This is a genomic window from Chloroflexus sp., from assembly GCF_034432675.1.
Lineage (GTDB): Bacteria > Chloroflexota > Chloroflexia > Chloroflexales > Chloroflexaceae > Chloroflexus.
In genome coordinates, this window is the sequence record NZ_DAOUBI010000222.1 from 1 (window position 1) to 21880 (window position 21880).

General features: G+C 56.9%; 18 protein-coding genes. 14 read left to right on the forward strand and 4 right to left on the reverse strand.

The window, feature by feature from the left end; genetic code table 11:
- Positions 1–435: 435 nt before the first annotated feature.
- Entirely contained in the window at positions 436–1041 is a 606-nt protein-coding gene (locus tag VAE55_RS19195) for an IS66 family transposase (protein WP_416181216.1), read from the reverse strand.
- 48 nt (positions 1042–1089) lie between these two features.
- On the reverse strand, positions 1090–1665 hold the full coding sequence (locus tag VAE55_RS19200) for an IS66 family transposase zinc-finger binding domain-containing protein (RefSeq protein ID WP_416181215.1): 576 nt from the start codon (positions 1663–1665) through the stop codon (positions 1090–1092).
- A gap of 304 nt (positions 1666–1969) precedes the next feature.
- On the opposite strand from VAE55_RS19200, the gene infC reads away from it, so the two are divergent.
- The 11 genes from infC (at position 1970) to aroQ (ending at position 17938) form a co-directional block, all read left to right on the forward strand.
- Entirely contained in the window at positions 1970–2794 is an 825-nt protein-coding gene (infC, locus tag VAE55_RS16440; protein WP_322816811.1) for a translation initiation factor IF-3, read from the forward strand.
- A 55-nt stretch (positions 2795–2849) separates the two neighbouring features.
- Positions 2850–3056, forward strand: a complete 207-nt coding sequence (locus tag VAE55_RS16445; protein WP_012256289.1) for a large ribosomal subunit protein bL35 — start codon at positions 2850–2852, stop codon at positions 3054–3056.
- A gap of 148 nt (positions 3057–3204) precedes the next feature.
- Positions 3205–3564 carry a 50S ribosomal protein L20 gene (gene rplT, locus VAE55_RS16450; RefSeq protein ID WP_322816812.1) on the forward strand — a complete coding sequence of 120 codons (360 nt, stop codon included), beginning with the start codon at positions 3205–3207 and terminating at the stop codon, positions 3562–3564.
- Positions 3565–3581: 17 nt separating this feature from the next.
- Complete coding sequence (locus tag VAE55_RS16455; protein ID WP_322816813.1) at positions 3582–4364, forward strand: RNA methyltransferase; 783 nt, start codon at positions 3582–3584, stop codon at positions 4362–4364.
- A 120-nt stretch (positions 4365–4484) separates the two neighbouring features.
- Positions 4485–5534 (forward strand): phenylalanine--tRNA ligase subunit alpha, encoded by a 1050-nt coding sequence (pheS, locus tag VAE55_RS16460; protein ID WP_322816814.1) that lies wholly within the window; start codon positions 4485–4487, stop codon positions 5532–5534.
- A gap of 3 nt (positions 5535–5537) precedes the next feature.
- Positions 5538–6410, forward strand: a complete 873-nt coding sequence (locus VAE55_RS16465) for a hypothetical protein (protein WP_322816815.1) — start codon at positions 5538–5540, stop codon at positions 6408–6410.
- On the forward strand, positions 6407–7339 hold the full coding sequence (locus VAE55_RS16470) for a DMT family transporter (RefSeq protein WP_322816816.1): 933 nt from the start codon (positions 6407–6409) through the stop codon (positions 7337–7339). Before VAE55_RS16465 ends, VAE55_RS16470 begins: the two co-directional genes overlap by 4 nt.
- A 60-nt stretch (positions 7340–7399) precedes the next feature.
- Positions 7400–8395, forward strand: coding sequence for a sugar phosphate isomerase/epimerase family protein (locus VAE55_RS16475; protein ID WP_322816822.1), 996 nt, complete (start codon positions 7400–7402; stop codon positions 8393–8395).
- Between the two features lie 147 nt (positions 8396–8542).
- Complete coding sequence (locus VAE55_RS16480; RefSeq protein ID WP_322816817.1) at positions 8543–12295, forward strand: beta strand repeat-containing protein; 3753 nt, start codon at positions 8543–8545, stop codon at positions 12293–12295.
- Between the two features lie 10 nt (positions 12296–12305).
- Entirely contained in the window at positions 12306–17474 is a 5169-nt protein-coding gene (locus tag VAE55_RS16485) for an NEW3 domain-containing protein (protein ID WP_322816818.1), read from the forward strand.
- 29 nt (positions 17475–17503) lie between these two features.
- The gene (gene aroQ, locus VAE55_RS16490) at positions 17504–17938 is read left to right on the forward strand and encodes a type II 3-dehydroquinate dehydratase (protein WP_322816819.1); all 435 of its coding nucleotides are present in this window, start codon (positions 17504–17506) and stop codon (positions 17936–17938) included.
- Positions 17939–18196: 258 nt separating this feature from the next.
- Here the strand turns inward: aroQ and VAE55_RS16495 are convergent, their stop codons facing one another.
- Positions 18197–19201, reverse strand: a complete 1005-nt coding sequence (locus tag VAE55_RS16495) for an amidohydrolase family protein (protein WP_322816820.1) — start codon at positions 19199–19201, stop codon at positions 18197–18199.
- Complete coding sequence (locus tag VAE55_RS16500; RefSeq protein ID WP_012660436.1) at positions 19198–19590, reverse strand: metal-sulfur cluster assembly factor; 393 nt, start codon at positions 19588–19590, stop codon at positions 19198–19200. Before VAE55_RS16500 ends, VAE55_RS16495 begins: the two co-directional genes overlap by 4 nt.
- 357 nt (positions 19591–19947) lie before the next feature.
- Here VAE55_RS16500 and VAE55_RS16505 point away from each other — a divergent pair, with 357 nt between their 5' ends.
- The 3 genes from VAE55_RS16505 to yidD all read left to right on the forward strand — a co-directional run bounded on the left by VAE55_RS16505 (position 19948) and on the right by yidD (position 21392).
- Complete coding sequence (locus tag VAE55_RS16505; RefSeq protein WP_322816821.1) at positions 19948–20457, forward strand: MogA/MoaB family molybdenum cofactor biosynthesis protein; 510 nt, start codon at positions 19948–19950, stop codon at positions 20455–20457.
- A gap of 79 nt (positions 20458–20536) precedes the next feature.
- On the forward strand, positions 20537–21175 hold the full coding sequence (locus tag VAE55_RS16510) for a 4-vinyl reductase (protein ID WP_012256303.1): 639 nt from the start codon (positions 20537–20539) through the stop codon (positions 21173–21175).
- Between the two features lie 4 nt (positions 21176–21179).
- The gene (yidD, locus tag VAE55_RS16515; protein ID WP_012256304.1) at positions 21180–21392 is read left to right on the forward strand and encodes a membrane protein insertion efficiency factor YidD; all 213 of its coding nucleotides are present in this window, start codon (positions 21180–21182) and stop codon (positions 21390–21392) included.
- The last annotated feature ends 488 nt before the right edge of the window (positions 21393–21880 follow it).

Genomic DNA, 21880 nt, shown 5'->3' on the forward strand with positions numbered 1-21880 from the left:
TGGCTGCCGCACTCCAAACTACGCACCACGCGGATGATGAGCGAGCAAGGCAATCAATTCAGCGCGTGATGGCACCGGAGATGGTTATCAGAGCGCACCAACAGCTTTTTACGAAATAAGTTCTAACAAGCCTGCTATGACCGACACCCGACGGTGGCATAACCGGCAGGGATGCACGGTCTGCCGCCCTTCCTCACCTGCGACGACTGCGAGTATCGCCCCCTCAAGTATTCCGTACCTCAGCAGGGCGGATGCAGCCCATCGGCAGCGGGCACTTTACGGCACAAACGTTTGTCCCCTGCTCCACGTGAAGTTATCTCAAAAAATACAATATATGGCGTGCGACTCAAGACATACTCCCTCGCCGCCCCCTCGTATAGCAATGTGAACAGGTATGTGTGCCTAGTAAGTGTTCACACTTGGGGGAAAGAAATCTTAAGAAGCAGCCGCTTGGCTGAGCAGTCGGAGGCATTCGTCAAACGGGTTCACGCCACGCGCTTGCCAGGTCTCACCCAGACTGGCCAGGGCCATACGGGGGTTGGTGTCCTCCGCGCTGCGCGAGCCACCGCTGATCGTACGGATTACCACCAGTGGGCGAATACGTCGCTCCACCAGATTGTGGTCGGCGCTGCGCCTATCCACGAGCACAATCTGGCACCGTTCGTCGTCGTGGCGCAGCAGGCGCGTACCCAATGCCTGACAAGGAAGCTGGTTGGTACGAGCACATTGTAAGCCCAGGGCGTGGATGTGCGCCGTCAGCGCCATGTCCTGCTGCTCGCGCTCCTCGTCCGTCGGCTGCGGATGTGCGTGCAGCCACATCTGCGCCTCATCGGAGAGCGCACGCACGATGGACGCCCATCCGAGCGCCTCGCCCTTAGCGGTAGATGCCTCTGTCAGCGCGTGCAGGTCGCGCAGCAGATGCACCCACCAGCGCTGGTGCGTGCCAGCATCGACGGTGTCGCCACCAAAGACGTCGCACACGAGGTGAATGGTGACCTGCCCGCCCAGGATGCGCCGACCAACGTGCTGGCCACGGCTCAGATCATCGTCGTCGGAGCGGACGGCGTTCTTCCCTGGGGTGCTGACCGCTCAGATGGAGCCAGGCCGACCGTTCTCCCGCCACCCGGTCTCGTCGCCATGCCGGATCGGACGGTCACGTGCCTGCTGGTTGCGGGCATCTTCCTCGTCCTGACGGGTGCGCCGCACCTGATGCAGCAGTTCAACAATTTCACCGATGCTGATAGTCAGCTGGTGCAACGTGCGCAGGGAGACGTGAATACGGCGCACCGGGACGCGCAGCACCAGGGCGAGGGAGGCGATCAGGCTGGCAAGCCGCCTACCGATACGACCCTGACCAACGACCTGCCCGGTCAGGTCGAGTGTCGGGCGACGCCAGCGCTGGCAGGCGGGACACCAGCGCTTGATGACCTGATGCTCAATGACCTCACCCGACTGTGGGAGCGGTAGGTCGATCACCTGGCGGCGATAGTCGATACTGCTACCGCGCAAGGGATACGCGCAATCAGGACAGGACGCGAGCGCATGAACCTCGGTGCGCGTAAGCGCTTCACAGCGACACCCCCGATTGAAGTGGGCTGCAAGCTTCGTGTGCGGACGCTTGGGAACGTCGGGTTTGGCCTTCGTGGGCGTGACAACGGCCGGCACATCGGAGCGCTGCTGTTCGAGGTCGGCGATGCGTTCGAGGGCTGCTGCGAGCTGCTGCTCCAGTGCCGCGACGCAGGTGGCGAGGGCAGCATGCCTAGTGCGGAGATGCGCAAGCTCGTCATGCGGTGTTATACTGCCAAGTATACCATACCACTAGGAGAAATGCGAACACTTACAGGCACACCCATGTTTGACGATCATCCCACTGACTGGTATAATGCCCAATTGACCAGACATCGCTGTAGAGCGGTGTCATCTTATTGTTGCAGTTAGCCGTAAGGGTGACAACAGGTCGTCTTCATCTTTGCCACGACTGTCACCTATTGCAAGACGAAGGAGTCGTGCCATTAGAGACCGGTTTCGCATCAACAATCGCATTCGCGCCCGTGAAGTGCGTCTCATCGACGAGAACGGCACCCAGGTTGGCATAGTTCCCCTGCGTGAGGCGCTGGCAATGGCTGAAGAGCGAGGGTTTGATCTCGTCGAAGTTGCGCCTAATGCGGTTCCACCAGTATGCCGTCTGCTCGATTATGGCAAATTCCGCTACGAGCAGAGCAAAAAAGAGCGTGAAGCACGCCGTAATCAGAAACAGTCGGAACTGAAGCAGATTCGACTGATGCCGAAAACTGATGACCACGACGTCGCAGTGAAGGCAAATCAAGCACGACGTTTCTTACTGGCAGGCGATAAGGTTAAGTTTAATCTGCGCTTCCGTGGTCGCGAAATGGCTCATCCCGAAATCGGGCGTCAAATGCTCGATCAAATCGCCGAGCAATTGAGCGATATTGCTGTCATCGAGCAGAAACCGCTCATGGAAGGACGGGTTTTGTCAATGCTGCTTGCCCCAACCGCCAGGGTGTTGAAGGCAGCACAACAGGCCCAAAAGGCAGCAGCTCAGCGCACAACAGCTGCCGAGTCAGCAAAGCCGGCGACAAGTGCGGCATCTACTCCTGCTACGGCAGAACCGGCAGATGAAGAAGAGGAAGAGCTGATTGATGATGGCGATGTCGTCGAAGAAGATGAGGACGACGACACCTTCGTTGCAGATTACGACGACGAAGACGACGATTTTGAAGATGACGATGATGATAACGAGGACGACGAGCGAAATCGCCGGAGACGACGTTAAGTGATACGATGCCGGGCGGCCAGCCGCTGTTCGGTGACACTAGAGGAGATTGTCGATGCCTAAGATGAAAATGAAGACGCACAAGGGCGCGAAAAAGCGCTTCAAAGTTACTGCGTCAGGTAAGTTTCTGCAACAGCGTGGTGTCCGTGGGAATAAGCGCAACCGCCCTAGCCGCTCGCAGCGGGCCTGGGGTAAAGATCAGCCGATTTCTCCCACTAACCGCCGTATGCTGCAAACCGCTCTGCCCTACGGCCTGGAGTAGGGTTGATCAGTCCGTTCGATGTGAAGTTGATGTCATATAACCGGTGTACTGTATGGCACCGGGTATTTAAAGGTGAATATGTGTAGTGCGGATGAAGTTCAGGGTTCGGTACGCCACCTCCTGACCGATCCGCGAGAGGAGAATGATCATGGCTCGTGTAAAGCGTGGCATTATGGTGCGCAAGCGCCACAAGAAGTTGTTAGAGCAGGCAAAAGGGTACCACGGCGCTCGTAGCCGTCACTATAAGGTTGCCCATGAGGCGGTTATGCACGCGCTCGCCGATGCGTATCGCGACCGCCGCCGCCGCAAGCGCGATTTTCGCCGGCTGTGGATTATGCGCATCAACGCGGCTGCCCGACTGCACGGTACGACCTATAGCCGCCTGATCAATAGCTTGAAGCAGGCAAATATTGAGATCGACCGCAAGATGCTCGCCGATCTGGCAGTTCGCGATCCGCAGGCGTTTGCCCGCATTGTCGAGCAGGCACAGGCTGCGGTTACTGCATAACGATCCCCTGATCTGCTGTGGCGTTGATTTCCAGCCCTGCAAATCACCACGTTAAATGGCTGTGCTCGCTCGCCGAATCGGCCCGCCACCGGCGACGCGAGCGTAGCTTCGTTATTGAAGGTGTGCGCCTCGTTACCGATGCCCTTACTACCGGTGCTGAGGTGCGTCTTGTACTCTACGCCCCCGAACAACTGGCAACGACGACCGCCGGCACTGCGCTGCTCAATCGCCTCCGTCACCTGCCTCATTGCTTTCCGGCTACTCCCGCCGTCATTGTCGCTGCCGCCGATACCGAACAACCACAAGGCGTTGTTGCTGCAGTGACCTGGCCAGAATTGCCGCCCCGCCCTGGTCTTCGGCTAGTCCTGGATGCCATTCAAGACCCTGGCAATGTCGGGACGCTGCTCCGTTCCGCAGCCGCGGCTGGAGTCGGGCTTGTGATGTGTGCCCCCGGTACCGTCGATCCTTTCAATCCCAAGGTGGCCCGCGCCGCAATGGGGGCCCATTTTTTAGTACCATTGCGGGTCTCGCCCTGGGAGACTATACGTGCTGAGTTGCAGTCATACACTGTGTATGCTGCCGACAGCGCCGGTCAACAACCCTACTATGCCGTCGATTGGCGTCAACCGGCGGCGCTCATTGTCGGCAACGAAGCCCATGGCCTGAGCGAACCTGCACGTGCACTGGCTCATCAGACGATTACCATCCCGATGAGCGGTCCTATTGAGTCGCTCAACGCGGGGGTGGCCGGCAGCATCATCCTGTTTGAAGCGCTCCGGCAACAGACGGTTGCTCATTAGACTCAGAATAAACGTGGTACCGGGACACCTGCTGGTGTAGCTCACCATTGTTACACTAACCCGAACTCGGATTATAATAGCAGAGAGATACCACTTGTCGCTGATAACCTATGGTGTCACATGACCACACTGCTCGATGAATTGACAACTCTCGAACAAGAAGCCCTGACCGCGCTTGAGACTGTTGCCGACTTGTCTGCACTCACCGAATGGAAGAGCCGCTTTATCGGCAAACAGGGTCGTCTGTCGCGTCTCAGCCGGGGGCTGGGTGCGTTGCCAGCCTCCGAACGCCCACTGGTCGGTCAGCGGGTCAATGCCCTGCGCGAGCAACTCGAAGCAGCGTTCAGCGCTGCGAAAGAGCGCCTGGAAGCACAGGCCGTTGCTGCTGAGCTGGCCGCCGAGCGCATTGACGTTACAATGCCCGGTCGTCGTCCTGCCGTCGGCTATGTCCATCTGACCAACCAGATTCTGCGCCAGGTTCAGCATATCTTTGCCGAGATGGGGTTTCAGGTTTGGGAAAGCCCTGAAGTTGAGTACGACGCATTCAATTTCAGTTTGCTGAACTTCCCCGATGACCATCCGGCCCGCGATATGCAGGATACCTTTTATATCGAGATGCCGGCTGGCGCACCTTCCGTACTCTTGCGCACCCACACCTCACCCGGTCAGATCCATGCTATGCGCCGCAATGCGCCCAATCCGCTGCGCGTACTCATCCCCGGCAAGGTCTACCGCAACGAACAGGTAACGGTACGCAGCGAGATGATGTTCCACCAGTTCGAGTTTCTCGCGGTTGGGCGGAATGTCACGATGGCTGATTTGAAGGGCACGCTCAGCTTTTTCGCCGAACGCATGTTTGGTCCGGGCACCCGGGTTCGCTTGCGCCCCAGTTTCTTCCCGTTCACCGAACCCAGTGCCGAGATGGATGTGACCTGCTTCCTCTGCGGCGGCAAGGGCTGTCGGATTTGCAAATATGCCGGCTGGCTCGAAATTGGCGGGTGCGGGATGGTACATCCAAACGTGCTGCGCAACGGCGGGTATGATCCGACAGAGTTCAGTGGTTTCGCGGGTGGGTTTGGCCCCGAACGAGTAGCGATGCTCAAATACGGTATCGACGATATTCGCTGGTTCTACAGCGGCGACCAACGCTTTGTTGAACAGTTCGGATAAGGTATGCATAGAGATGAATTAAACCGGGCCATCCACGATCTCTACCGCGCTGAACACGAAGCCATTGGCGAGCGCGGTGGCTACGAGTTGCTGGAACGCGCTCGCCAGTGGCATCTCGCCCCCACCCTGGCTGCCGGTGGCGTGATTGTCTTTCCCCACGCCGGGGTCGCCGATTGCGGCCACCAGATTGCTGCCGCCGTTCACGCCTGCCTCGATAGCGGCGCTGATCGAGTGCTGGTTATTAGCGTGCTGCACGCCTGGAACGACGAGATGGAGCAGGCTCGCCGGCACGTGGCAGCCGGTGGCTCTCCCGCTGCTGAGCGGTATTGGGGCATCCAGGGGCCAGGACTTCAACGCGGAAATGAATGGCAACTCGATCACGCGCTCTACAGCTTTCGTTTCTTCTGGGAGCTGGAAACCCGTCGGCGCGGGATTCGTGGCCCACAGGTGATCGAACGTTATCCCTACCTGGCCGGTGGGCATCCAGAATTACTGCCCGGCATTGAAGAGTTGATCGAACTGGCTCAGGATGCAGTGATTGTCTCTACCGCCGATCCATTCCACCACGGTATTGGCTACGGCGACCCACCTGAACAGTCATTCGCTCCCGACGAAGGTGGTCTGGAACTGGCACGCCAAACGATTGAAGAGGGGATGCAACTCCTGGCGAACGGCGATTATTGGGGGTACAATCAACACTGCGTGCGCGCCAAGAGTGATGCCCGCGATGCCGGTCAGGTCTTCCGCTTTTTACGCGGCCCTCTCCAGGGTGAGATTCTCGATCTGGTGGCCAGTGATGCCACCCACCTCTACCAATCGCCGCCACCTACGTGGGTAGCGGCTCCGCTGGTGCGCTGGACGAAAGTAACTGTATGAACCGACACCGCTTGTGGCTGTACACCGTGCTCTTCGTCGGGGTTCTGATCGCGTCAACGGCATCAATCCTGATTCGTTACGCTCAGGGCACCGGCATGTCGTCGCTGAGCATCGCTGCCGGACGATTGGGATTGGCCGCCCTGCTTCTGACACCACTGGCGTTACACCGTGCCGGTCAGGAAATCCGCCACCTCTCGCGCCGCGATGTAATCTTTGGCGCAGCAGCAGGTGTCTTTCTGGCAATCCACTTCGCCAGTTGGATTAGCTCACTCGAATATACGTCGGTAGCAAGCAGTGCGGCACTCGTCTCAACCAATCCACTCTGGGTTGGGCTGGCCTCACTCTTTTTGTTTCGCGAACGGTTGCCCTGGACAATCCTGCTGGGGATTGCCCTCACCCTGATTGGCACCATTGTGATCGGCATTAGCGATAGCAGCAGTTCGACGCAGAGCAATCCCTTGCTCGGAAATACACTCGCGTTGATCGGTGCGATGACGGCCAGCGGTTATCTGTTGATTGGGCGCGATCTCCGTCGCCGCCTTTCGACGATGGCCTACATCTGGCTGGTATACACCAGTGCTGCCGTCGTGTTGGTGATCTGGGCATTGATCAGTGGACAGCAATTTCTCGGCTTTCCCCCGCTGGCATATCTCTTTGTGCTCGGTCTGGCGCTCGGCCCACAACTCCTTGGGCATACCGCTTTTAACTATGCGCTCAGCGGCTTATCGGCCACGTATGTCGCCGTCGCTATCCTCGGTGAGCCAATCGGATCGTCGCTACTCGCATTTCTTCTCTTCGGTGAGACCGTTGCCTTCTTACAGTTTGTCGGAATTGCCCTGTTGCTCGTCGGGATTGTGATCGCTTCTATCGCCGAACAGCACGCTCCGGAGAGTACTGCCCGACAGACTGCCGAAAATCAGACCGCGTAACTCACGGTCAGCAACACATGTGGTATGATAAAAGGCCTTGAAGTGAGATGAGGTTTGGCCGTGTTGATCGGTCTTTCCGCTTTGAGTTTTAGCTATCGTTGTGGTTTGATCGGGCGCGGCACGCCCCGTGTGGTTAGCCATCCGCTCGATATTGAGGGTGTGATGGCCCTGGCCAGCCGTGCCGGTCTGCAGAGCGTTGAATTTCCTCTCAGTCTGCTTCCCGATCTGTCACCGAGTCGGCTCAGCGCTCTGCGCGAACGGCTCACGCTATGCGGTCTGACCCCGGTCGCCGATAGCGATATTGTTGATGCTGATACACTGCGTGCCCATATTCCGGCGGCAGCCATGCTCGGCGCTCACGTCTTGCGCGTGCTGATCAGCCCGGTGCTGGAAGGGTACCGACGACCCTTTACCACCGACTGGCCTGCCCATCTGGCCGATGTGACAGATCGGTTACGGGCAGTTATCGATCTGGCTGCCGAACATAATATTATATTGGCCGTTGAAAATCACCAGGACGCGACCAGCGCCGATCTGGCCGCTATCTGCGCAGCGGTAGATAGCCCGCACATTGGGGTTTGCTTTGATGCTGTGAATTGTCTGGTAGTGGGTGAAACGCCGTATGCAGCCCTTGAACGCCTGGGACCGCTGATCCGCAATGTCCATCTCGCCGACTACGAGACCTACCCAACGACGCAGGGCTGGCGATTGGTACGCTGCGCACTGGGTGAAGGTGATCTCGATATTCGTCGTCTCTTTCATTTAATCGAGCACTATGCCCCTGATGTTGCCTGCCAGATCGAACTGGTCAGCCATAGCGCCCGTCATGTGCGCATTCTCGACGATGACTGGTGGCAGGGGTATCCACCGTGCGATGTGCGAGAAGTCTTGCCGGTATTACGACTCTTTGCGCAAACGATGCGCCTGCGCGATGATGACTGGCGTACTCCGTGGGAGCGTGGTGCCGGTGAAGAGCAGATCAGTTTCTACGAAGATCAGCAATACGCCACCTCAATTGCGTATCTGCGTACAATAGGCATTCTTCCTCGCCTGTGAGAAAAACAGTACTAAATTCCTGTCTCACCCCCCATTTTGACCGACATACAGGCATGCTACAATCAATGACAACTGGTTGTGAAGCTGTTCAAAGGGTGCTGCGGCACCTTCCTGCTGTTCGCTGTAACGTCAGCGCAAGGAGATCGCATGTCTGTGCGCAGAATCTGGTGGTTCGTTGTTGGCCTGTTATTCGTTGCCGGCACGCTGATCTGGCCTCAGCGTAGTTTTAGTCAGGCAGGGATCGATCAGTTTTTCGTTGATACGCTGGCTGATAATCCAGTAGCCGATCTCAACACGCACTGTACCGATGCACTGCCAAACGCAAATTGCAGTCTCCGCCAGGCTATCGCGAAAGCCAACGCCGTTGCCGGCAGCAATCGCATTACCATCAACTTTGATCTTGTTACGGAAGGTTCAGTCGCATCAGCGCCCTACATTATCACAATCACAACCGGCCAGCGCTTACCACCAATCACAAGAGCGAATGTGACCATCAGTGCCGATCTTCTTAATGGCGCTCCACAGGTTGCCATCAATGCAAACAATAATGATGCCGGCCTGGTACTCAGTGGTGGTGGTGCCATCATTGAGGGTCTGGTTATTTACGGGGCCGGTAACGATGCCAGCACGTACCGCGGCAGTGGTATCTACATTAGCAGTAGCGGCAATACGGTACGTAATTGCAGCATCGGGTTAACGCTCGACGGTTCTGTGCCACCAGACACCTTGCGTAACCGCAATGGGATTGTGATTAGCGGTAGTGCTGCCGGTAATAATCAGATCGGCGCGGCTAATCAACCAAACACGATTGCCGGTAATACGGCAAACGGGATTGTCATTAGTAATGCCTCAGATAATCGCATCCAGGGTAATCGGATCGGCATCCTCTTTACCACTGCCACTGGCGTTCGCCCAAACGGTGGCTTCGGTGTCCAGATTCTGAGCGATACAACGATTGACCCCAACGGACGCGCCGAACGCAATCTTATCGGTGGTACAGAGAACGCTGAACGTAATATTATCGGTGGTAATGGCCTGAGTGGAGTGTTGATTAGCGGCTCCCGAACCCTGACGACAACCATTGCCAGTAATTTGATCGGGGTGAATCTGGAAGCCGAAACCGGTCTCGGCAACAACGGCGACGGCGTGCGGATTGAAGATGGTGCTCAGGCCACCCGTATCGGTAGTATAAACCAGACCAGACCCCTGGTGATCGGCGACAATAGCGGGGTCGGCATTAGAATCCACACCAACGGTGGTGCGGCACCGTCCAACACCACGATTGATGGCTACATCATTGTTGGCCTGAGTCGGAGCGGTATCAATCCTCGACCAAACACACAGGGCGGCATCTATCTCGCCGAGAGTGCCGGTACCACGACAATTGGTAGCAGTGCGACTATCTTGCGCATCGGCGGGAATGGCGGGCCGGGTATCTGGATAGGGCCGGGCGGAAGCAACGTCACCATCACCAACGCCTTTGTCGGTGCGTTACCCGGCGGTATTCTGGCTGCTAACAATGGCGGCGTGGCGATCAACGGCGCTACCGGTGTCACAATGACTGCTTCCACTGTAGCCGCAAACACCGCTTACGATCTCCAGATCGCGAACGCCAGTAATGTCTCGCTCGACGGCAATCTTATCGGTCTCCACGCCGACGGACGGAGTGTTGCCGGAAGTGTCACCGCCGGTATTTCGGTGACGAATAGCACGAATGTGACCATCGGTAACACTACCGGCAATGTCATTGCGGCAGCAAATGGCCCCGGCATCGACATCAGTGGTAGTAGCAGCGTGAGCATTACCGTGCGCGCCAACATTCTTGGTCTGCGCCGTGATACAACCGGTGACGCCTACAGCGTCGCTGCTGCCCATACCGGCCCGGCCATCCGCATCACCGATGCTGCGCAGATCAGCGTTGCCAGCAATGTTATCGGCGGCAATGGTAGCGCCGCCGGCATTGAGCTGACCAATATCCAATCGGCGACGCTTACCCAAAACCAGATCGGCTGGATCAATGATCCGGGTGGCGGTACCACACCGCTTGCCCGCCCGGCAGGGGTTGGTATTGTCTTAACGAACGTAACAACTGCAACCCTCAGCGGCAATCTGCTGCGGCTGAATACGGACGACGGTGTTCGCCTGACCGACTCAAGCGCCGTGATCATCGACAACGTGAACGTAATTGAAGAGAACGGTGGCGATGGGGTGCAGGTTGGTGGCAATAGTCGCAATGTGCGGATTACCGGCAACCGCATTCGCGCCAATACCGGCTATGCGGTGCTGGTTACCGATACCGCCCAACGAGTGGGTATCACCCAAAATCAAATGGCGGCCAACAACGCAGGTGGCATCCATCTCGCCAATACAACCCTGTACAGTGGCACAGGTGCCGATCCAGACCAGAGTCTCAATCGGCCCAATCACAGCATTGATCCACCTTTTGACATTCAAGTGTCCCAGGATGGTATCATTACCGGTCGTGTCTTCACCAGCACCGCCGAACGAGAAGAAGACCTTGTCCCCGTTTCGGCCTGCGCCGGCTGCACGATCCAGGTCTATAGCCCCAATCCCGACCTGCCCAGCGCCGACGGTCAGGGATGGCAACAGCTTCAGGTAGTGGTCAACGGCAACACCCGCGCCGATATTAATCAGGTCAGCGAGAGTGGTGTCTTCAATGCCCAGATACTTGAACCACCGGCCACCTATCGTCAACTGATCTTTGCCGCAACCGATCAGTTTGGCAACACCTCCCCATTTCACATCTTTACACCAACGGTCGATTTACGCCTGATCCCGCTCGATCCGCTGCAGCAAAGTGCAGCACCCGGCAGCAGCATCAGTTACCGGCTGCAACTTGAGAATCACGGCACGCTCCAGATCAATCGTATTCGGCTAAGTACCTCTGGCACCCTGAGCGGCTGGACTGTGGCTACCGACCCGACTGATCGCTTTTCATTGGCCCCTGGAGCCAGTCGTCTGCTCACCGTGACCCTAACCCTGCCCACCGGTACCCATCCCTCGATCCAAGTACCAATTACCGACACCACGACGCTCTCACTCACTGCACCGGCAATGAGCGCAATCACACAAACGCTCAGGACGGAAGTACAGGCATTACCGGTTTTGGCCGCCAGCCCACTTACCGGTGCTGCCACCGTTCTCCCTTCAGACTCCTACATCTATCGCCACCAAATCACCAATAACGGCAATGTCACCGTACCGATTGATATTAGCGCGACGACTGCCGATCTGGTTGGTCTCGACACCTACAACACGACGGTACTCACGCCATCGGTCACCCTGGCACCCGGAGCCAGTACCGAGATTGCCGTGCGCATTACCGTGCCTGCGGGTGCTCAGACGACAACCCCCAGCGGTGATCCGGTACGTGCGACAACCGTTATCACTGCCACGCCGCGCGGATTCGGCTCCCAGGCGATCACGATGACCGACACCACTACTGTTGGCTTACGCTATGCTGCTGAACTGCGCAGCAGCTACGAGCAAGATGTCCGCGCCGGACGCGAGGTTGTCTTCCTGCACACCTTGCGCAATACAAGTAATGGCCGCGCCACCTTCCAGCTCAATTTTGCCGCCAGCCGTGGCAGTACCCTGATCGCGTTCGAGTCGGCAACCAGCGGTGTCACCATCAGCGGCAATCGGGTGACTCTCGATAATATTGCCGATAGTGGCAAGATCAATCAGATCGTGCTGCGGGTCAGAGTGCAGATTAGCGAACTGATCTTGCCGGGCAGTCGTGAAACCCTGCGCATCTGGGTTTCGATTCCCGACACAACTGAGCCACTGAGTGGTGCAGAAGTGCAGGATGTTGCGGTCGTTCGCGATTCATCAGGTGTTCTGGTGCCGGCCATCTGGGTACCGCTGGTCATGAACTAGGAGTGGCGCTATGTACCGCCGTTTTCACCTTGCCTTGCTCTTTCTCATCCTGGTGAGCCTGTTGCCATTTGCGCAACCGGCCAGCGCAGCGTCACTGGTTGTCAATTCCCTTGCCGATACGAATGATGGCGCCTGCACAACTGCACCCGGCGGCTGCACGTTACGCGAGGCAATTCTGACTGCGAACAGCAACGGTGTGCCTGACACAATCACCTTTAGCGTGAGCGGCACGATTTATGTGCAGAATAGCGGCTTGCCGCCCCTCAGCGAAGGCAGTACCACGATTGATGCGGGTGACAACCATACCATCATCGTGAGCGGTGAGCAGTTGCGTGACGCAAGTAATAACGTTATTCCGGCCCACGGCATCGTCATCGCCTCGAACGATAATGTTATCCGTGGGCTGGTCATCATTCGCTTTAGTCGAGGGATTGGTTTTACCAGCGGTGGTTCCGGTATCTACCTGCGTAACAATGCGCAGAATAACCTGATTGTCAATACCTGGATTGGGCACCTGAACGGTTTACCTGAACCAAACACCGGGTATGGTATTTTGATCGACGGTGGCGCCAGTAATAACCGCATCGGCACCGGCAACCCGACCGACCGTAACATAATCAGCGGGAACACTGTCGCCGATATTGGTGTGAGCAATAATCTCAACACAACCCCGCTTAACGGGAACCAGATCGTCGGCAACTATATCGGCACCACAGTCAGCGGCGATGCCGATCTGGATACTACCACCGACCCAGGAAATCTTGGTGGCATCTCGATTGAGAACTATGCCTCCAACACGCTGATCAGCGGTAATCTGATCGGTGGCTATACCGGTGCAAATGCCGCCGGCATTGTCTTGTTCAGCGACGCTACCAGCAGCAGTTCACCATCCATTCCACGTGACACACGTATCACCAGCAACTGGATCGGTGTCAATCCCACCGGCACTGTGATCGCCAACCGCATCGGTATTCTGGTAAGTGGTGGTGGAACATACGGCGCAATCAATACCGAGATTGGCGATTCGCTCAACCCCATTGCTGGACGCAACTACATCGGCGGCAACACGAATGGTGGGATTGTCATCGCTGATACGACATTCGCCAGCGGCCCCACTACCATCGTCGGTAACTACATCGGTGTCGCCCTGAACGCTAGCGGCAACCCTTTTCCGGTCGGGAACGGTACGATCAACCAGACGAGTGGTGGTGATGGTATCTTTGTCGGGCGGAACGCCGTCTCAACCATCATTGGGCCGGGAAATGTGATTGGCGGCGCTCGCACCAATGGCATTCGGATTCGCTCTGGCAATACCGTTGTGCGCGGTAATTATATCGGGGTTGATCCCACCGGTGCACAAACCACGACAACGACTATTAATCAATCTGCTGTTGGCTACGGCACGGGGGATGCCAGCATCTGGATCGAGAATGGGAGTAACTCGGTCATTGGTGGTCCAAATCTGTCTGACCGCAATGTCGTTGCCGCCGGTAACTTTGCTGTCACCGGTTCAGGTGCTGCGGTGTTGATCGAGCCTTGTGCCAGTGGCTGTAGTGCAAATGGCAATACAGTACAGGGGAATTACCTTGGTGTACGGGCTGACGGTAATGGTATCCTGGTGGGAAGTACCAGCACCATTGTCGCCGATAGCGAAGGCTTGCGGATTACAAACGCCAACAACAACACTGTTCGCAATAATCTAATCGGTGGCGTAGATCGCGGCATCAATTTGCGCGTGAATGCCGGCAATAATCTCATTAGCGGTAATCGGATTGGAGTACGCGCTTCAAGTAGCGATACTCCAGGCAGTGGTACTATAACCCGTCGGGACGGCATTCAACTCAATAGCGGCGCAAACAACCGCATAGAGTTCAATCTGGTCGCCTTTACCGGCCAGAATAACAACTCTGCCTTCAACGCGACCCACGGTATTACGGTCAGGAGCAGTAATAATCAATTGTTCGGCAATCGGCTGGTACGTAATGGTCGACTCGGCGTCGGTCACGGTATCTTCGTCGCCGATAATGTGACCGGGGTTCTGATCTCGCAAAACACGACCCAGGATAATGCTCAGGATGGCATTGGGCTTGGTAGTGGTGCGAATGGCGGACTCGCCGCACCATCATTTAATGCGGTAACCCCCGGCTCGCCTACTGTTACCGGTACGACCGGCTGCGGTGCCGGTTGTGTGGTCGAAATCTTCACCACCAGCGCCAGTGTCACCGACCGCAACCGCGAGGGGCCAGTCTTTCTTACTAGCACAACGACCGGCGTTGGTGGTGCGTTCAGCGTCAATGTCACCGGCTGTCTCGGCTATATCACCGCTACCGTCCATAATCCAACGACGGGCAACAGCTCGCCTTTCTCAAATGCGCTTGATGTTAACGCAACCGATGCCTGTAGCACGCCAACGGCAACGCTCACCGTTACCGGCGGGAGCAGTCGTGCGATCAGCATTGGCAGTACCTCGACGTACACGCTGACGCTCAGCCATACCTCTTTCGTCACTCGCACCTACACACTGACGCTTGATAGCACCCGTGGCTGGACCAGTGGGCCAACGCTGGTCGAGCTTCCACCCAATGGCAGCACGCAGTTCATCATTGATGTGGCAGTCCCCCTTACCGCAACTGCTGGCGATACGGATACGACCACGGTTACCGCCCGCAGTGATCAAACTGTCTCGAACCCAATCACGCTGACCACCACAGCGCAGGCAATCACGATCATTCCGGCCCGCCCTGAAGTTTCACCGGGCCAGATAGTGGAACGAACCGGCAACACAGTTACCTTTGTCCATACCATCACCAATACCGGGCAGCTTGTCGGTACCTTCAGTGTCATTCGACCCGATGGCAGCAGTGGCCTGCCCGTCTTCAGCGGCACCCCACCAACCGGCTGGAACATCCAATCCGCCACCCTGTCCAGCTCAACGCTCAGCCCTGGGGCAACAACCACCCTGACCATTGTCGCCAACACCCCGGCGAGCACAACACTACTCGCCGGCGACTATCCCTTCTCGTTCCGGGTACGGGCAATCAGCCAGCAGGGAAGCCAAACCTTTACCGAACAGAGTGATCCGGCGACAACCGACACGGTACGGGTACCGGTTGCACGTAGCTTCAGCTTTACCGCACAGCTGCCTACCGACCAACAGCTCACCCCGGCAGCAACAGTGAACTTTAGCTACATTTTGACCAATACCGGTAATATTACCGATACATTCATCATCACGCCCCCGACCGGCACAACACCTGCCTCCAGCCTCTCGTTCAGTGCCACACCGGCAACGGCCTTTACGCTAGCTGCCGGTCAATCACGCCCGATCACAGTCACCGTAACCGCCAGCGCCAGCGAGCCAATCGGAACGTACAATTTCACCGTCCAGGCCGGCGTCACCGGTGGCAGTAACCCACCTGCATCCCAAACCGCGAGTGGAACCGTTCAGGTCATCGGAGGTGGCACACCGGTCTTTGTCGGTACACCACTGGTAACGCCCGATCCTGTCTTGCCCGGCGGCACGGCCACTATTACGGTCACTCTTCGCAACGGAGGTAACGCTGCGGCCCCGTTTGACTTTACGCAAACACTGCCGGACGGATGGAGTCTGATCAGCAACAATAGTTCCTGTCCATCGCCGGTGCCCGCCGACACTACGACCTGCACGTATGTGGTAGAGGTAGCTGTGCCGGCCACAGCCGATGGCGGTGCGGCGACAGTAACCATACAGGCAATTGCCCGTAACGATGGTCAAATACCGCCTGCACCGGATAGCACCGCCAGTGTGAATGCAACAGTGACCGTTGCGACGATCCGTAATCTAAGCTTTGCCCCCACACCGTTGGACACTGGTGCCGATCCGGGAGCTATGATCACCTTCAGCCACACCCTGACCAACACCGGTAACGCACCTGATGCGTTTACGCTCAATCTGAGCGGATTACCGACAGGTTGGACTGCCACGGTGGTGCCAACCACAACTACAACTCTGGCCCGTAATGCGAGCCTGACTGTCACGGTACAGATCTCCGTACCAACCGGCATCAGCGCCGGTACGACAGTTACGGCGACGATCCGTGCCACGTCACAAGGTAACCCGGCGGTAAGCGCCGAGGTACTTGACAGCATCACCGTTAATGCCGTGAACGGTGCTGAACTCTCACCGGGGACGACCATCAACAGCTTACCAGGGGCAACAGCCATCTTCACCCACACCCTGCGCAACAGTGGCTCAACCACGATTGCCTACGACCTCAGCGTTCGGAGTGGGGATGCAGGCTGGTCGGCTTTGAGTGTCAATCCGGCTACCAGCCCAATCCTGTCACCGGGAAGCAGCACCATCGTGACAGTCACCGTCACCATTCCAACCGGTGCCGCTGCCGGAACCAGCAACACGATCACGGTTGAGGCACGGGCAACCGGTGACAGCACACTCCTTGCCAGTGCCGAAAACGTCGTTCAAGTTGGTGCCCTGCGCGATGTCGAGATTACCCCGGCACGAACCGTCATTGCCCTTCCTAACACGACAACCGTGATTACCCATACGGTACGCAATCTCGGCTTCACTGCCGATTCCTACACCATCACCGCTCTCCAGGGTGATGGTCACAGTGCGATTGCCACACCGAATCAAGTCGATCTGGGGCCAGGCGAGAGTCGCGAGATTGCCGTCCTCCTCACCCTGCCGGCGGGACTGGCCGCCGATACGGTGCTCAGCAGCATCCGGGTAACGGCAACATCGCGCAGCGATTCGAGCATTACCGACAGCATCTTCGACCGTGTGCGTGTCGGATTGGTTACCGGTGTTGCGCTCAGCAGTGATCGCTTGCAAGGTATCCCTGACGGTTCTAACCGGGTAATATATAGCGGTATTGTGCTCGAAAATCTGGGTAATGCAACCGACACCTTCGATCTGACCGTCAGCGGTCTCGACAGCAAGTTCAGGGCCAGTGTCGTGCCAACCAGCGTCACCCTAAACGGTGGTGCAATTGATGTTGGGATTGTAGTCACCGTTGATCTACCGCCGATTCAGCCATTTGCTCTCAGACACGACGTCACCCTGACGGCCACATCACGCCGTGATCCAGACCAACGCAGTAGCATTCGGCTCTCGATGATCTATCTCACCCGCCAGGCAATCTTCGGCGAGCCGGTATTCATTCCGATTATCAGTCGTTAAGCAGCGACAACGAGAGAATTGTGAGTACTATGACCAAGACCATTCTCGTCTTACATGGCCCCAACCTCAACATGTTGGGCCGGCGCGAACCACACATCTACGGCGCCACCACACTGGCTGAGATCAACGATGCACTTGAACAGCGTGGGAAAGCTGCGGGAGTAGAGGTTATCTGCATTCAGTCGAACCACGAGGGGGTACTGGTTGACGCCGTGCAAACCCACGGCTGGACGGCAAGTGGGATCATCATTAACCCCGGCGCACTCACCCACTACGGCCTTTCCCTGCGTGATGCACTGGCGATGGTATCTGCGCCGATTATTGAAGTTCATCTCTCCAACGTCTACCAGCGGGAAGCATTTCGCCATACATCAGTGGTAGCACCAATTGCCCGTGGCCAGATCACCGGTCTGGGCTGGCGCGGTTACCTGCTGGCCCTGGAGTGGTTACTCGCCGGGCTGTAGCGCAGCGCCCGTTACCGGATGGTGACGGGCTTGCTCTATGTTGCTCCCGTTCACCTTGCTCCCGTTCCCAGCAGGGCGGCTGGAGTGGAGGTGATCTGCCCACCTTCCTGAGCGTGCAAGCATACGAACTGACACATAACCCCTGCTATCAGTGATAAAAGCGACGTGCAGAAGCTACGTTCCGCACGTCTCATAACGTTCAGCCACTTATCAGCTACAATTGCACGCACGAGAGGTTACCTGAATAGACTCCCCCTGTCAGGCAGCGATCCCCAAACTCCGCTTCTTCTCCTCGACATCAAACCCGTGCAACCGGGCCAGATTCAGACCCAGAATCTTCTTCTTCGCCTCCTTCGTCAACTGACCACAGCCATAGCCCTGCACAATATCTTCCGGCAGCTCAAACTCCCAGAACGCCTTCAGCGCACCACGGGGATGCCAGATTGGCGTCTCACCGCCGTAAATAATCTTGTCCTCACCACACCAGAACAGCAACTTAGCCATCGTCTCGGCGAAGACCCGTGGCGAGCGCACAACAAAATTCACCGTCGCGGCAATCGAGGCATAGAGGTTCGGATAGCGCACCAGTTGCCAGCAAATCTCATCGATAAACGGCAGACCGACGTGGAAAATGATAAAGTTAATCTCCGGGAAATTGGCCGCTGCGCCATCCATATCCCACGCCTGCGTGTGCTCAACCGGCTGCGGGCCAAGCGGCACACCCTTGTGGACACCGATAATATTCACACCCAGCTCAAGCGCCTTCTCGAAGATGGGGAATGCCACCCGTGGGTCATCCATCCGCCAGGGGAACGGCTGACCATAATCGTAGCGAACATTGTAGAGCTTAAAACCTTGCGCACCGTACTCTTTGACCTGAATCTCCATCAGATCAAGCGCCTTTTTACCCTCTAGCGGATTAACCGACCCCCAGAAGACAGCCCGGTCAGGATAGCGCCGGGCCATCTCAGCGCACCGCTCCCAACTCGACAACCCATCCTTGAACAGATCGGTCAGTGGTAAGGGCTGGGCGACAATCATATCGGTTGGGCTTTCATCGAAGATCATGCGTGCGATTTCATCCACATGCCACTCGCGCATATACTCTTCGCGGCTCAACGTCTTCTCGCCGGGGGCATTCAGGACTTGATGGAACGCATAGAGATGCTCGATAAACATCTCACCCGGCTTCCCAAACGCATTCGACTTATCAAAATTGAAAACGTGACACACCCCATCGAACACAAATGCATCATCAATCATGGTGCCTCCTCCTTCTGCGTCCTGCGCAACCGTGCCTCGCGTAACGGCAGAAGTTGTTCGAGTGGCAAACGCAACCGTTCACGCGCCTGTGCCGACATCCGTTCTGGCGACCATGGCGTATCCCACGTGATATTCACCTGCACCTGTTCGATACCCGGCAGCGTCTTAACCTCCTCTTCCATCATCTGCAACAGGTGCAGGGCGAAGGGGCACCAGCCGGTGGTGAGGATAATGTCAATCGCCACACGCTGCCCATCGACATTCACCCGCTCGACCAGCCCCATATCAACCACACTCACCTGCCGTTCCTTGCAGCATGGGTCATAACACCGTTGCAGCACGGCCATCACATCGTCGTGACCAACACCGACCGTCGTGGTCTCATTCATTGGCACCTCCTGTATGAAAGAAACACCAGAAAGCTCTCGCAGCATGCGAGAGAGCAATGAGAGGAAGATGCGCCACGCCGCGGCGAAAGATTGAGGTTGAAACAGAGTGATAACTAAAATGAATATATCATATATCCAGAATATCTTGCAAGAGGGTTGCAACGTAACGACGCAAAAAAGTCGCGCCGCATTCCTGAGGGTACTTTACCAGACAAAAAGAGGGTTACATCCAGAAATATCATGTCAAATTAAAACTAAGAGATCGCCTGCCCGTACACACATCAATAGAGCATTGGACACATTGCCCCAAAATGTGGTAGGATACAGCAAGTGAAACAATAGTAAGGATATCGTTGTATGAGTCACCAGGAACACCGCCGCCTGGCGGAAACACAGACGACGGCGATTCCCTGTGCCGTATTGACAATCAGCGACAGTCGCAGTGAAGCGACCGACGATAGCGGGCGATATATCTGCACTGCGTTGACGCAAGCCGGCCACAATGTGGTACAATATGCCGTGGTGCGAGATGAGCCGGCGCAAATTGTGGAAATGGTGCGTCGTTTTGCCGCCGAAGGATGTAAAGTCATCATCACGAATGGCGGCACCGGTATCTCCCGCCGGGACAGTACCTTTGAAGCGATTGATGCCCTGCTCGAAAAACGATTACCGGGTTTCGGCGAACTTTTTCGCATGCTCTCATTCGCCGAGATTGGGCCGGCGGCGATGCTGTCACGAGCGACAGCCGGTGTTTTTGGCAGAACGTTAATCTTTTGCCTGCCAGGTTCGCCCAACGCCGTTCAGCTCGGTATCGACCGTCTCATCTTGCCCGAACTGGCGCATCTGGTTTGGGAAACTGTGCGCTAATCGCTATTTTCTGTTATAGTATGTGTGTTGTCGTAAAGAGTTGTTCTCTTCGTAGCTGTGAGAAGGAGCCAGAGAACCCATGACGTCAGTAGAAGCCTTCCGCGGCCTGTACTATCCTAATAAGATCGGCCGACTCTGCTTCCTGTCGCTGGAGGAAGTCATGGGTCAGAACGGCGTGAAGGCCTTGCTCCGGCTTGCCGATCTGCAACAGTACATCGATGCCTACCCGCCGAATGACCTGAAGCGTGAGTTCCCCTTCGAGGCAATCTCGAAATACTCGGTGGCACTCGGCACGATGTATGGGCCGCGTGGAGCGCGCGGTCTTGAGTTGCGCGCCGGGCGGGTTGCCTTCTCGCTTGGTCTGAAGGAGTTCGGGCCGTTGCTTGGCATGGCTGACCTGGCATTGAAACTGATGCCGATCACCATGAAGCTCAAGATCGTGCTGAACGCCACTGCCCAAACATTTGATCGTTTCTCCGACCAGTCGAGCCACGTGGAAGAAGAGCGCGGACGGTTCGTGTATCACATTACCCGTTGCTCTAACTGTATCACCCGTCCTGAACCTGGCCCGGTGTTTTACATCGCTCGCGGTATTCTTGAAGAGGCTACCGCCTGGGTCAGTGGTGGCCGACGGTTTGCAGTTGAGCAGTTGTCGTGTATGGGACAGGGTAATTGCTCGTCGTGCGCCTTTGCCATCGGCAAAGACCCGTTGGAGTAGCGCAATGCTGCGCTGGCTATTGCTAAAATTGATTCGTTTCTATCAGGTCGCGATCTCACCCTGGACGCCGCCGAGCTGTATCTATACACCAACTTGCTCGCACTACGGCTATGAGGCGATTAAGAAGTACGGTGCGCTACGTGGTGGCTGGATGACGGTAAAGCGAATTGCCCGTTGTCACCCCTTTGCTCGTGGCGGTTACGATCCGGTGCCGTAGTAATTGCTGTCCTCTAACTTCATGTGCAGATCATTGGGGCACGCTGCCAGTGCCCCTTTTCCTTGTTATATGCACACGAGCCGCGTATGGCAATGTGAACGAGCGAATGCCCCGTCTGTAGGCTATGCATTACCCACAACTGGTGTTAACCACGTGCGTATCAGCGGGGATGATCACTATGGGTGTTGTTTTGAGACTGACCCGGTGGCAGTGCGCCGCTCCAGCTGTGGTATCACGTGCTGAATGGGTTGCTTTACACGCACATGATGTGCGTGTCGCGCAGTTTGGAGTGCGGTAGCCATACTGCCGCGCCAGCCGTGCTCGCGATCTGGCGCGTAGCATACGGTTACCCATCCTGGTCACGGGGGTCTGAATGTGCTGGTGCTGCTCATCGAATCGGTCAGGCATGCATGCGATCCCTGCGCGTAGACGTTTGGTTGTACCAGGTTCGTGCCTGCGCACCAGCGGCCACGGCCAGCACCTGCCGG

Bases quoted from the DNA above. Each gene is read 5' to 3' on its own strand.
- aroQ (WP_322816819.1), top strand. From the start codon at position 17,504: ATGACCAAGACCATTCTCGTCTTACATGGCCCCAACCTCAACATGTTG.
- VAE55_RS16495 (WP_322816820.1), bottom strand. From the start codon at position 19,201: ATGATTGATGATGCATTTGTGTTCGATGGGGTGTGTCACGTTTTCAAT.
- pheS (WP_322816814.1), top strand. From the start codon at position 4,485: ATGACCACACTGCTCGATGAATTGACAACTCTCGAACAAGAAGCCCTG.
- VAE55_RS16485 (WP_322816818.1), top strand. From the start codon at position 12,306: ATGTACCGCCGTTTTCACCTTGCCTTGCTCTTTCTCATCCTGGTGAGC.
- VAE55_RS16470 (WP_322816816.1), top strand. From the start codon at position 6,407: ATGAACCGACACCGCTTGTGGCTGTACACCGTGCTCTTCGTCGGGGTT.
- VAE55_RS16445 (WP_012256289.1), top strand. From the start codon at position 2,850: ATGCCTAAGATGAAAATGAAGACGCACAAGGGCGCGAAAAAGCGCTTC.
- VAE55_RS16500 (WP_012660436.1), bottom strand. From the start codon at position 19,590: ATGAATGAGACCACGACGGTCGGTGTTGGTCACGACGATGTGATGGCC.
- VAE55_RS16465 (WP_322816815.1), top strand. From the start codon at position 5,538: ATGCATAGAGATGAATTAAACCGGGCCATCCACGATCTCTACCGCGCT.
- VAE55_RS16510 (WP_012256303.1), top strand. From the start codon at position 20,537: ATGACGTCAGTAGAAGCCTTCCGCGGCCTGTACTATCCTAATAAGATC.
- yidD (WP_012256304.1), top strand. From the start codon at position 21,180: ATGCTGCGCTGGCTATTGCTAAAATTGATTCGTTTCTATCAGGTCGCG.
- VAE55_RS16505 (WP_322816821.1), top strand. From the start codon at position 19,948: ATGAGTCACCAGGAACACCGCCGCCTGGCGGAAACACAGACGACGGCG.
- rplT (WP_322816812.1), top strand. From the start codon at position 3,205: ATGGCTCGTGTAAAGCGTGGCATTATGGTGCGCAAGCGCCACAAGAAG.
- VAE55_RS16480 (WP_322816817.1), top strand. From the start codon at position 8,543: ATGTCTGTGCGCAGAATCTGGTGGTTCGTTGTTGGCCTGTTATTCGTT.